This is a genomic window from Nostoc mirabile CHAB5784 (assembly GCF_020829645.1).
Taxonomy (GTDB): domain Bacteria; phylum Cyanobacteriota; class Cyanobacteriia; order Cyanobacteriales; family Nostocaceae; genus Nostoc; species Nostoc mirabile.
The window spans coordinates 41490-53831 of record NZ_JAIVFS010000005.1 but is presented as its reverse complement, the minus strand read 5'-3'; the positions used below and the strand labels follow the sequence as shown (position 1 = coordinate 53831).

Below are 12342 nucleotides of genomic sequence, written 5' to 3'. Positions count from 1 at the left end.
GGAGAGTATTTCGGTTTTATGGTGTTTTTACCCAACTTTGATTTAAAATTAACTTACCTTCTTGACAACTAAACTTTCCCTTTGTATAGCCACTTCCGCTTGGTTCACCCTTGAATTGAAATGTGTAAAATTCGACTTTATCGATTATATCTTTTTCGTCTCTGTCAAAAAATAAAGGGTTTTCGATATAATCAAAGTCACGAGGGGAAATAATATTCCTTTTTACTAAACCATCCTTCCCTTGCCATTGTTTATTTCGATAATTCGTTCCCTTTTTATTTTTACCACTTAGATATTCGTTTACCTTCTCATTTTCCCAGGGTTTACTCAATTCTTTATCTTGACTCAATTCATTATATAGATTTTCATATCGATTATCTTCAATATAAGCATATATAAATATAAAAGGTTTTAACGTATAAAAAGAAGGAAATTTGGTAGCTTCTTTAGTAAGAGTAAACCAACCTCTGGTTTGTTCTATATCGTTTGGTGCGACATACGATACTGCAATGGTTATAGATTTATCACACTCACTTATTAACCCTAATCTACTGTATATTTGATTCTTATTTTCATCTTTCTTAAGCATTTCGAGAACTTGTGCTTTATGCGCTGTTAATCTTGTTATATAGGCAAGTTTTTCCGCAGAAGAATTTGTTAAATTCACCTTCTCTTTCTCTACCTTCAGAGTCTCCTTAGTTTTATTTTCCTCTGTTTTCCGAGTCTGGTCATTACTATACCAAGTAACTCCTGCGGTTAGAACTGCTACTAGTGCTGATATTATCGCTACCTGTATTGTAGGCTCTTGCCACCAATGTTTTGATTTATTTGAATCTGGATCGACATTTTTTAAATTTATGTTGAGATTGATTGGAATTGAATTTGGATTTGGATTGACTGGATTTGAATTTTGGCTGGAATTGACCACACCTGAATAATTCGTTGGTTGAAGCTCGTAAATTTGAATATTAGTAACTTCAATTTTTTGCAGTCCTAAAACAATAATACTGTTTTCTTTCAATGGCAGTTCTTTACCGTAAACAAGGTCTTGCCCGTCTACTTGGAGAGTATTTTTAGGTTGCAAACTCTTAATAAAAAACTTTTGTTGCTGTTCATTAAAATATATTTCAGCGTGCTGACCTGACACACTACTATCCTCTAGATATAGGTTGCATGACGGTTGATCACGACCGATTCTAATAATTGCACCATTTAGATTATCTCTGGCAGCTTCTAGTTTAGATATTTTCTTATCTCTGAAGTTGCCATTATGCTCCCATCTAAAAGCAATTGCCCACTGCTGTAAAGGAAGTGTGTTCATGGTTTTGCTCTTGTAAGTCTTTATAGGATATAGCTAACTACATCTCTTCATAGTGTTATTCCTGAAAACACTATACACAAGTGACCAAAGTTTTACAAGTTGTGATTAGTTCTGTAACTTCTTTACTTTAGACAAATAATATTGATATTAATGAGCTTTAAATAGGGATTTATTTTACTTTTAACAGAGGAAATTGCAACAAAAAAAGCTTAGTATCCTTACATGTTATAGAAATCTAAATTCACTAGCTCGAAAATAAAAAATAGTAGTTTAGAATACTTTTTTTTGGTACAAATTTTGGTATTGCTTATTCTCTTTATGTATTAGTTTTATTTATTAGAGGATGTTTGAAAAATCCTCTTGTCGGTATAAAAAGTTCTAAATCTACAACAAATAACCTCATCAATGGTTTCTGACTTTGTTAAAGCCAGTTATTCTGATGAAACGAGCAATTTTCTCAGGCTGCTACACACTACTTTCATCATTTCACTTTTTGAAGAAAAGAAGATCGGTATAAGAATTAATGATGAAATAAGTGGTCTCTAATACCTAAATCTAAGTAAATGTGATCAGCGTAGGCGTAGTCCGCCGCAGGCATCGCTCTTTGAGAAAAACTTTTTGGTTTACTGAAAATAGCTGATTCCTAGATATAAATTACGCCATGTGCGACTTTCTCTTAAACCTAACCTCCAACTCCTTCCCTCTCCCTAAGCCTCTCCTACGAGGCTACGGTGTACACACAAGTGCTTTCTGAAAAAATTATACGGTTCAGTCTCATAGCCCCTGAGATACCTCACCCTGGTTTTGCTATGCAAAACCTGTCCCTCTCCTTAGTAAGGAGAGGGATGTCCGATAGGACTCTTTGAGGTTTTGGAAGACTTTTGGGTAATCGGATAACTTGTGTGTACACCGTAGCCTTTTAAAAGAGTGGAATGGAAGTGAGGTAAGAATATTAAGTCGCACATCGCGTTAAATTCTTATTCAATCCATTTTGGCTATGTCAAGTTGCTTATCACCTTTCCAAGCTGTTTCCAGTTCGGCTTTGACAAGTTGAGCGGCCTGATCTTTACCCAGTGCCTGCAAACTTGCCTGTAAGCCAAATAGAGAACGCCCATTATGGGGATACTTTTCTAGATCAGCACGAAAGACTTTCTCGGCTTGTGCATAGTCGCCCTTAGCCAAAAGCACACCGCCCAAAGATTCCCGCGTCGGAAAGTACCAATCTGGTGGTTCCACGTAATCGAGAGTATCTTCTACTGCCACCGCTTTTTCTAATAATTTGATGGCAGATTCATAATCATGCTTTTGTCTGGCAATTTTGGCATCTAGAACTTTTGAGGCAATGTCTAAAATACGACTTGCAGGACTAAATCCAATGGTTGCTTCAGTGGAAATTACCTCTTTGGCGACTAATAATGCTCGACTTTCACTTACTGCATCTTCAAGTTTGCCTGTGGCTGCCTTCGCCATGCCGCGAGCAAAATGCCAAAGTGCTGTGGTAGTAGGCAATTTAGCATCGGGGGCAGGAGTTTTTAAGATGGCATCCCAATCACTAAAGCGTGTTTGAATCAGCATTTTGCTGCCCAAAAATCCCTCAAGCATTGGTGCATACGGGTCAATTGCAGTAGCATTTGCGACTAACGTCTCTGCGGCTTGGAGAGCATCTTTATATCTTCCTGCCATGCTACTGGCCACCATGAAGAAATGTATGTTGTGGTTATAATACATCATGGAGTAAGTACCCTGGACTTGATACTTCTTAATGTAGATATCATCTTGAGCGATCGCCTGCTCGTTTGCCTGCATTGCCCCTTCATAATCTCCTACACGAAAATAAATATGACTTGGCATGTGTACCAAGTGTCCGGCTGCTGGGGCTAGGGTTCCTAGTCTTTTGGCACTCACAAGGGCCCGTTCTGGGGAAAGTGAAGCTTCTACTGCATGAATATAGTAATGATTAGCTCCGGTATGATTCGGGTTACGTTTGAGAACTGATTCTAAAATAGCCACAATTTCTTCTGTATCTGGCTGTGGCTTGCCATCTTTAGTCCAGTGCTGCCAAGGATGCAGATCCATCAAGCTTTCAGCGTAAAGTGTCGCCGCATCCAAATCATCTGGATAGCGCTTAACTAGGGTTGCCATTGCTTTTGCGTAGTAAAGCGCTAGTTGATACAAGTCTGCATTGACATCTTGAGAGTAACGTTTTGCTAAGGCGTTAATGTAGTCTCGTTCTTGGGCAGATGCTTGCGTGGAAAGTGCTAAAGCTTGCTGTACCGCTTGGTAAGCAGCTAATTCTCGGTTGGGGTCGATTGCTAAGTTAATATTAGGGCCTAGAGCCAGAGCAATACCCCAATATGCGATCGCCAAATGTGGATCGAGTTTGGCAGCGTATTGAAAAGAACGCACCGCCTCATCATGATTGAAAGCGTAAATCAAATTTAATCCCTGATCGAAAAACTCTTGCGCTTGGGGATTAGAAGTGGAAACTGGATGGTGGATTGTTCCAACTCCAGATATTAAACTATAGGGCTGTTTTGCTTGAGCGTAGACGTAAAGCGCCTTGTCGTCAGCGATCGCTACACTAGGAGCGATTAAAGAGAGTATAAGCACCCAAATTAGAAATAAGTACTTCATTATTCTTTATATTCAAGCTCTTTTTTTATTAATATTTAAATACCACAGTTTCTCTAAGGAAGCAATTTGTTCTTCTCCAACTTCAGACTCTCTCTAATTAGGAGTTATATTTTCGATATATTTCTTTTTCAAGTTCCAGCTTTTCTTCATCTATTCGGATTATCATGTCATCTTCTTCTCCATCTTCATCTGGTATTAGTTGATATAAACCAAACTCACAACACTCTGCAATTACAGATATCATACTGATAAGATTTTTATATATTCTTACTGAATCCTCAAGGCAACCAACATCCCAAAGATAAACCGGAGATGGATCGATATCGCCAACTACATAAAGCATTCTTTTACTCTCGTAGGCAGCAATAGGAAACCATTTTTGGTTCCAATATGCATCATCATAGTTAGTAGCTTTTCCTATATTTTTGTAAATAGAAACTGAATCTTGCAAGGAACAAAAAGAACAAATGACATCGGCTCTTAATTGCTCAGGAAACAAAAAATAGAGTGGTAGATAGCCATTGTTATAACCAAGATCGGCGGTTCCATTGCGCCATTGATAAAGTTCGTATACTTCTTCGGATAATCTGAATGGTAAATCCTTAGTAATTTCGTCAATCTGCTGGCGAGTTAAACCTCGATTGTAACAATCAAAGAAATCATGATTGGTAGATTTTAACCAATTCAAAATATATTTAAGTTCATCCGTAAGTTCAGACATTTAACTAACCTTATTTAGTGATTAAAGACGAAAGTATTTTGAAGCATCTCGTCTCATTTACCCAGAATTGAGTACGCGGACTCGCTTTAAGCGAACGTGAGTGCGTCTCGTAGATAAGCTATGCCGTTGGCGTACTCCTAGGCCGAAGCAAGCTGACCATAGGAGAAGGAGAAGAGAAAACTTTACGTTGCGCTATCGACCACCAATGGTTGGAAGCGTCTACACCCTGCGGGTACTTCAAAGTCATCTTTTAGACTTCTCTATGCATTCTTGCACTAGCTAAACTACTTTTCAGTTAAAAATTGAAAAATTATGTCTCTTTCCACCCAAGATTTGTGACAAATTTTTGCTGACCACTACTTTCGCCAACCCGCTTGCTGTCTTGCCAAATGCTGCCACAAGTCGTAGAAAAAATTGAAGAAGAAAACATTCGTCAGAATCAAGACGCTCGATAGCAAAGCGTTAGCGACGTAGGAGCGTCTGACTCGCTAACGCAACGCTTACAGTCGGGGATTCAGACCGGCGCAGGAATTGTTGCACCACCAAATCTACGATTTGGTGGGGGTTTTAAACCCGGTTATTCAGACGCGACGCTCGAATACTCGCTAACGCTGCGCTATCGCGGACTCGCTAACGCTACGCTATCCGCTTTTTCGGTCAAAATACCTTTCCTGTATTCTGACGAGTGACGCATGTATTCTGTTCGATAAAGTATGTCAATCTTAAGACAATCTAAATATTAAAAATTTATCCCTATTAGGGGGATTGTTACGGAAAAAAAATGTGGTTTTCTAAAAACGTTAGTGATGAATTAAACCAAGTAATCAGGGGAATTAGAATGTTTGTGCAAAAAATTAAAACGCTGCTCATAGCAGCAGCTATTTTGCCATGCTTTATTCAACCAGCATCAGCGCATGTTGTCTGGTTTGATTACAACAATGGCGAATATAATATTTTGTTTGGACATCCAGAAGATGGGCCAGAACCTTATGAAACGTCTAGATTCCAACAAGCAATAGTTTATGATAATAACAAACAAATTCTTCCTTCTGATCTCAATCAAAAACAAGATGCTTTATCTCTAACTGCTGGTGAAAATGTAGCAGCTATCCAAGGTTTTTTTGATAATGGCTATTTTGCCAGATTATCGAATAATGAATATCTCCGCATCACAGAACAGGAAATTCCTAAGTATGATAATGTTGGTCATTACCTCAAATACACCAAGGCTTTTTATGATTGGTCTGATGATTTAGCCAAACCATTCAATCTGCCATTAGAAATTCTACCTCTACAAAACCCTTTAGCTGTTGCTCCAGGTGAAAGCTTATTAGTTCAGGTATTATCTGAAGGTAAACCAATTACCGATGCTGTTACAGTAGAATATCTAGGTCAAGTAGTAGCAAAAAACTTAGATGGCACTTTTTCCATACCCATTACTCAAAAAGGGCTAGAGCAACCTATTGAAGCTAGCTACTCACTTCCATCTAACGGGAATTTGACTGTTTCTTATGAAACCAGCTTGACAGCACAAAACATCTCTGTTCCAGAACCTTCAGCTTTGTTAGGATTAGGTTTTGTTGGATTACTAGCTTTATACAAGAAAAAGAAGTTACTGCTGAATAAATAGCACAGTAATTTTAATTAAGTAGGTAGGCGGGCAATACCGTTCGGTTAAAGAATCTCTTGGTTGAGACAGACTCTTGACAATACTGCTCGGTTAAGCGAAAAACTTACGTTAATGTAGTTGATGTAGGTTAGGTTGAGGAACGAAACCCAACATTTACCGAGATTTGTTGGGTAACGCTTATGCTCTACCCAACCTACAATTTCCCTTAACCGAGCAGTATTGAGGCGCTTATACCATTTCTTTATGAAGCTGCGCTGAATTTTTTAACCTTGCTTTTTCTCCTCTGTGTCGCGCCAGTTGCTTCAAGTCTCTTAACCGCAAGGGCGCACTGGCTTCTCTGTGTCTCTGCGGTTCGTTCCTTTCTAAATTTGGCGCATTTTTATACAGAATTGCTATTAGGGCAGTTCGGTAAGAGAAGCTATTCTTGAGAAAAAGAATTACTGAACAATACCGTATTAAGGCAGTACCATACCAATAATTTTTTGTCTGCCTACTTTTTAGTTTTCACCTGCTACAGGTAGACGGATAGTGAATGTACTACCCTGCCCTGGTTCAGATGTTACATCGATTGTGCCTTCATGTGCTTCGATAATGCAGCGAGATAGATATAGTCCCAAACCACTGCCAGAACGCTGGTGTTTACCTTGGCGAAATCGCTCGAATAATATTGCCTGGTCTTGTTTAGAAATTCCTGGCCCTGTATCTTGGATATCAATAGTCACAGCTAACGGAGTAGGATAGCAGTGAATATCTACAGAACCTTTATCTGTAAATTTTATAGCATTGCCGATGATATTTGTCAAAACTCGCCGCAGTTCTAAGCGATCGCCCATGATGGTGCTTGCAGTTTCACCTCGATCAATATTTACAGTTAATCCTTTTTCTTCAGCTAAGGGAGTTAATTCTTGAGAAACTTCACTAACTAATTCCTGAATATTGCAGGGAGAAATTTTTAAGGTTTTACAGCCCGCTTCATGACGATAAACTTCTAGCAAGGTATTTACCATTTCCAGCAGGTCTTGATTACTGCCAATCATGGTATCAATTATTTCTTGCAATTGTGGCGAAACATCGCAAAACCTGCCTGACAGCAATAATTTTAATACCCGGTTGGAGGCTACTAGTGGTATGCGTAAATCGTGAGTAAAACGCGAGACAAAATCTGCCCGCAGGTTAGCCATCTGATCTCGTTCGTCGATACTATGTTTGAGGCGTAGGAGCGATCGCACTCGTGCATGTAATTCATCAGGATCGAATGGTTTACGAATAAAGTCATCTGCACCAGCATCGAGTCCTTCCACAACGCTAGACTCATAGTGAGCCGTGAGCAGCAGAATGGGGATAAATGGCAACGCCGGATTCTGCCGGATGCGTCGAGTGAATTCATAGCCATCTATCTCCGGCATCATTACATCTAAGAGAATTATGTCTGGCGGCGACTCCTCAACCATAGCCAGAGCAATTTTGCTATCTTCGACTAAGCTAATTTCATAGCGCTCATCTTCTAGGACAGCTTCTAAGACCAGTAAATTGTCAAAAATATCATCGACAACCAGAATTTTATCTTTTTTGACAGTTTTAGTTAAAGACATGGCTAAATAAAAAAAGAAGTGCTTGGCTATCCCTCGCAAATCTAGTAATAGCTTACTTCACCAGCACTAAGATTATTAAGGATTCACATTTTCCTTTAAAGTTTTCTGAATTAAATATTTTATTTTTTTAAGTAATTAAACTTAATTAAGGTTCAATAGTTGTATTAAATAATATAAAACATTATAAGTATATAATCCGTTTATTATTCAAGCAATATTTGTGTCTGAGTCTTAGGGTGAGGTAATTTAGTCCCTTTTATGTACATCATCATAGTCACCCACTCTTGCTTGCTACCGGATTGTCAATGATAACTTGTTTACCATCAGATATATATAATCAGGTTAATGTATAAAAATATTTTTTGATTGAATTATATTGTTATATCGAAACTCTTGCCTTAGAAAAGCTTACGAGATAAGGTTATTTATGTCTAATGGTAGATGAAGATCAGGGAACAATACCAAACCCATTGCTTTTTGTATAAGATCCCGAATAGAAGAACGAGATTATTTTAATCTGTACTTTAGATAAATAACAGTAAAGTTAAGCAACTATGAGTGAAATCAAGATCCTTGTGATTGAAGATCACAACCTTACAAGAATCGGCTTACGGGCTGCCTTACAAACCCAGCCAGAGTTTAACATTGTTGGTGAAGCAGCCAATGCAACTGACGGCATCAAGCTTCTGAAAAGTCTCAAGCCTGATGTTGCTACTATTGACATCGGTTTGCCTGACATGGATGGTATTGATCTAACACGCACATTTAGGCAATATCAAGCAGAGAACGAAGACTATACCACGAAGCTGCTAATTTTAACAATGCAGAATAGCGAACAGGCAGTTTTAGCAGCATTTGCAGCAGGTGCAGATTCTTATTGCATGAAAGATATCGAAACTGAGAGACTAGTTGAGGCTGTGCGAACGACCCATGCAGGTAGCTCATGGATCGATCCAGCGATCGCAGACCTTGTACTACAACAAATACGTCAAGATTTCCCCGATAGCAGCAGAGGCGCATCTGGAAAAAGAGTCTTGATTGAAGGTATTGACCCAGATGTTGAGAAAAGTATAGTTACCTATCCTTTAACTCATAGGGAGATGGATGTTTTAGAGTTGATTGTCGCTGGGTGTGACAATGCAGAAATTGCTAAAAGGCTCTATTTAACAGTCGGTACTGTAAAAACTCATGTTCGAGGTATTCTCAATAAACTCTGTGTTGCTGACCGTACACAGGCTGCTGTCCGTGCTTTGCGGGCTGGATTAGTACCGTGAGCAAATAAAAATCTTTCTTCCCCAGTCCCCAGTCGCCATTTTCAAGTCAATTGTCTTTGAGTCAAAGCGGTTAACTGGGACAAATATTTATGGTTAACTGGGACAAATACTTATGAAGAAATTGTTACAAAGTTTAGTAGAATAACATCATTCACAAATAAGTATTTTTTCTCATATACATGATAGCGGATCAATTTCCCTGGCTTACCGCGATTGTTTTGCTGCCACTCGTTGCTTCCCTGCTCATCCCTGTGCTGCCTGATAAAGATGGCAAGCGCGTGCGGTGGTATGCATTGGGTATAGGTATCGCAGACTTCGCCTTGATGTGCTACGCCTTTTGGAAGCATTACGATGCCAGCAATGCTAGTTTTCAAATGGTAGAAAATTATGCCTGGATGCCTCAGTTGGGTCTTAAGTGGGCAGTCTCGGTTGATGGACTTTCAGCGCCACTTGTGCTACTAGCAGGATTTGTTACCACACTCTCGATTTTTTCGGCCTGGCAAGTTGATCACCGACCCCGCCTTTTCTATTTTTTAATGCTAGTGCTGTATTCGGCACAGGTAGGGGTGTTCGTTGCCAAAGACTTGCTGCTATTTTTCATTATGTGGGAAGTAGAGTTGATTCCCGTCTACCTACTAGTCTGTATTTGGGGTGGGAAAAGGCGTCGGTATGCGGCTACAAAATTTTTGTTGTATACCGCAGCGGCTTCTATATTTATTTTAGTGGCAGCCCTGGCAATGGGGCTATACGGCGGCGGTGATATGACATTTGATATAACCGCCCTCGCCAGTAAGGAATATCCCCTTGGACTACAACTGCTACTTTATGCAGGGTTACTGGTTGCATTTGGTGTCAAACTCGCTGTTTTCCCGATGCATACCTGGTTGCCTGATGCCCACGGCGAAGCATCCTCTCCTGTATCGATGATTTTAGCTGGTGTGTTGCTGAAGATGGGTGGATACGGACTGATTCGCCTGAATCTTGAGTTGCTTCCCGATGCACACATTTACTTTGCGCCAGTTTTAGCCATTCTGGGTGTTGTCAACATTATCTATGGTGCATTGAACTCCTTTGCTCAGACGAATATGAAGCGGCGTTTAGCTTATTCGTCGATTTCTCACATGGGGTTTGTACTGCTTGGGATTGCCTCCTTCACTGATTTGGGAATCAACGGCGCGATGTTGCAGATGATTTCGCATGGTTTGATTGCATCAGTGCTGTTCTTCTTAGCAGGTGTTACTTACGATCGCACCCACACAATGGTAATGAAAGATATGGGCGGTATTGGTCAAGCCATGCCCAAAGTCTTTGCCCTGTTTACAATCGGAGCAATGGCATCCCTAGCACTTCCCGGTATGAGTGGCTTTGCTGGCGAACTCTCAGTATTCGTTGGTATGACAAGTAGTGACGTTTACAGTTCAACTTTCTGCACCGTCACAGTTTTTCTCGCCGCAGTTGGAGTCATCCTCACACCTATCTATCTACTTTCCATGCTGCGAGAGGTATTTTATGGTCAGGGTGCAGCACTCATCTGCGACATTAATAATGCAGGTTCGGAAAATCAAGAAGATGAAGGAACAGTTTGTTTTGGTACAGACTGCCTAGTACCAGAAGAAGCAGTCTACGACGATGCTAGACCCCGTGAGGTGTTTATCGCTGCCTGTTTTCTGCTGATGATTATTGGTATTGGTTTCTATCCCAAAATGGCAATGCAGATGTACGATGTGAAGACTGTCGCAGTCAATGCTAATCTTCGCCAGTCTTATGCCATAGTCTCGCAAACAAATCCCCAGATTTATGCGAAGGGTTTCTTGGTTCCGCAAATTTCAGAGGTTGAGGTAGCGCCCGTTTTGGGAACTTTGAAGTAAGCTTTTTGACCAATAGACTTGTCGAAAAGAGCGATCGCTAAGTATCTTTCTGAGGAATAACAGAGTATTGATAGCCTATCACTGTGGATAGACTATCAATCCCCAATCATTCTCAGAGGATGTTTGAAAAGTATTAGGCGAATAGAATTCGCTACTACACAATCAAAGTCTACCTCCGTAGACTGAATGCAAAATCAAGGGTTTTGTCTGTGTAGCCGCGACTTCTAGTCGCTAGGGCTAGTAATAAATTAGACTTGTTCATTCATCCTGTCAGGATGCCCAACATGTTTTTTCTGGAAAAGATCCTTTTTTCCAATGTTGCCAAACCTTTACTGCTGCTCGTTGAAAAAATGCCTGCGAGTTTTGCTCTGGTGTTTCTTGAAGTTCTTTAACTTCTCCACTAAATTTATCTATCCACAAAGAGCCGAGACGATCTTCATGTGGCCCAAAGCGGTAAGTAACGCCGATCTCATCCTCCTTTTCTTTTAGAATCAATACGTAAAAAGCCATAACAGATTAATGTGGTTTATAAAAGTTGCGATACTTCAGTTTTAACTCATTTGAGTTATGTTGATGTTACTGGGGGACTCCACAAACGACCAGAGCGTTCAGTTGCGTCATGAGCTGTACGGTAGTCAGTATGGAAAATGCCTTCAAACCTCGACTCAAAGTATTCATGTTCCAGTAGTCTCAAATCTTCAGGGTTAAAATTACCTTGCTGTAACCTAATCCAGGCATCTGCTATATCTGGATCAGGACTAAAGCGGTTAAATCCGAGATCGTAATCCAACTGGTGTTCATCATAAAATAAATGTTTTTTGATCCGACGAATGCGAAACTCTGCCCATCCAGTGTTACGTGCAATCCCTGCTATATCGTCAACATCACGAATAGCATCATACGCTTCAGGAGCATACTCAAGAAAGCGCTTTAAATATTCCATTTATTAAATTAGTTAATATAAATAGTCAATATATAAATTAATAATAACATGATTTTTAAATCATTAGGTAAAAAAATATATTAAGAAAATGTAAACACTCAGATGGGTATGCAAACTACCACAACAGATAATTAGCATCATTAGTAGGACTTATATCATGTCCGCTTGATTACTTATTAAACCCGAAGAACCCCACCCCGCCAAAGCTACGCTTTGTCTCCCCTCCCCGCAAGCGGGGAGGGGCTGGGGGTGGGGTGCAATGACTATGTGGGAATCATAACTAATTATGCGGACATGATATTACGCAAAAGTACACGCGCTCAGGGGCAATTCATGAATTGCCCCTACGTGAAATAAGG

Annotated in this window: 9 protein-coding genes; 3 read left to right on the top strand and 6 right to left on the bottom strand. The window is 39.9% G+C overall.

What is annotated here, in order from left to right:
• Positions 1-16: 16 nt before the first annotated feature.
• The 3 genes from LC653_RS05675 to LC653_RS05665 all read right to left on the bottom strand — a co-directional run bounded on the left by LC653_RS05675 (position 17) and on the right by LC653_RS05665 (position 4676).
• Positions 17-1321: an FHA domain-containing protein gene (locus LC653_RS05675; protein WP_229493258.1), complete on the bottom strand. Its 1305-nt coding sequence runs from the start codon at positions 1319-1321 to the stop codon at positions 17-19.
• Positions 1322-2302: 981 nt separating this feature from the next.
• On the bottom strand, positions 2303-3955 hold the full coding sequence (locus tag LC653_RS05670) for a tetratricopeptide repeat protein (protein ID WP_229493256.1): 1653 nt from the start codon (positions 3953-3955) through the stop codon (positions 2303-2305).
• A 97-nt stretch (positions 3956-4052) separates the two neighbouring features.
• The gene (locus LC653_RS05665) at positions 4053-4676 is read right to left on the bottom strand and encodes an SMI1/KNR4 family protein (RefSeq protein ID WP_229493254.1); all 624 of its coding nucleotides are present in this window, start codon (positions 4674-4676) and stop codon (positions 4053-4055) included.
• Between the two features lie 838 nt (positions 4677-5514).
• On the opposite strand from LC653_RS05665, the gene LC653_RS05660 reads away from it, so the two are divergent.
• Positions 5515-6306 (top strand): DUF4198 domain-containing protein, encoded by a 792-nt coding sequence (locus LC653_RS05660; RefSeq protein ID WP_229493252.1) that lies wholly within the window; start codon positions 5515-5517, stop codon positions 6304-6306.
• Between the two features lie 497 nt (positions 6307-6803).
• Here the strand turns inward: LC653_RS05660 and LC653_RS05655 are convergent, their stop codons facing one another.
• Positions 6804-7898: a sensor histidine kinase gene (locus LC653_RS05655; RefSeq protein ID WP_229493251.1), complete on the bottom strand. Its 1095-nt coding sequence runs from the start codon at positions 7896-7898 to the stop codon at positions 6804-6806.
• Positions 7899-8452: 554 nt separating this feature from the next.
• Here LC653_RS05655 and LC653_RS05650 point away from each other — a divergent pair.
• Together LC653_RS05650 and LC653_RS05645 are read left to right on the top strand one after the other, a co-directional pair.
• Positions 8453-9172: a response regulator gene (locus LC653_RS05650; RefSeq protein ID WP_229493249.1), complete on the top strand. Its 720-nt coding sequence runs from the start codon at positions 8453-8455 to the stop codon at positions 9170-9172.
• 179 nt (positions 9173-9351) lie between these two features.
• Positions 9352-11040 carry an NAD(P)H-quinone oxidoreductase subunit 4 gene (locus tag LC653_RS05645; protein ID WP_229493247.1) on the top strand — a complete coding sequence of 563 codons (1689 nt, stop codon included), beginning with the start codon at positions 9352-9354 and terminating at the stop codon, positions 11038-11040.
• Positions 11041-11310: 270 nt separating this feature from the next.
• Here the strand turns inward: LC653_RS05645 and LC653_RS05640 are convergent, their stop codons facing one another.
• Together LC653_RS05640 and LC653_RS05635 are read right to left on the bottom strand one after the other, a co-directional pair.
• Positions 11311-11550 carry a hypothetical protein gene (locus tag LC653_RS05640; RefSeq protein WP_229493246.1) on the bottom strand — a complete coding sequence of 80 codons (240 nt, stop codon included), beginning with the start codon at positions 11548-11550 and terminating at the stop codon, positions 11311-11313.
• Positions 11551-11605: 55 nt separating this feature from the next.
• Positions 11606-11983, bottom strand: a complete 378-nt coding sequence (locus tag LC653_RS05635; RefSeq protein ID WP_229493244.1) for a hypothetical protein — start codon at positions 11981-11983, stop codon at positions 11606-11608.
• Positions 11984-12342: the final 359 nt, after the last annotated feature.

Coding starts and splice junctions, on each gene's coding strand:
- LC653_RS05640 (WP_229493246.1), bottom strand. CDS start 11,550: ATGGCTTTTTACGTATTGATTCTAAAAGAAAAGGAGGATGAGATCGGC.
- LC653_RS05645 (WP_229493247.1), top strand. CDS start 9,352: ATGATAGCGGATCAATTTCCCTGGCTTACCGCGATTGTTTTGCTGCCA.
- LC653_RS05635 (WP_229493244.1), bottom strand. CDS start 11,983: ATGGAATATTTAAAGCGCTTTCTTGAGTATGCTCCTGAAGCGTATGAT.
- LC653_RS05675 (WP_229493258.1), bottom strand. CDS start 1,321: ATGAACACACTTCCTTTACAGCAGTGGGCAATTGCTTTTAGATGGGAG.
- LC653_RS05650 (WP_229493249.1), top strand. CDS start 8,453: ATGAGTGAAATCAAGATCCTTGTGATTGAAGATCACAACCTTACAAGA.
- LC653_RS05655 (WP_229493251.1), bottom strand. CDS start 7,898: ATGTCTTTAACTAAAACTGTCAAAAAAGATAAAATTCTGGTTGTCGAT.
- LC653_RS05670 (WP_229493256.1), bottom strand. CDS start 3,955: ATGAAGTACTTATTTCTAATTTGGGTGCTTATACTCTCTTTAATCGCT.
- LC653_RS05660 (WP_229493252.1), top strand. CDS start 5,515: ATGTTTGTGCAAAAAATTAAAACGCTGCTCATAGCAGCAGCTATTTTG.
- LC653_RS05665 (WP_229493254.1), bottom strand. CDS start 4,676: ATGTCTGAACTTACGGATGAACTTAAATATATTTTGAATTGGTTAAAA.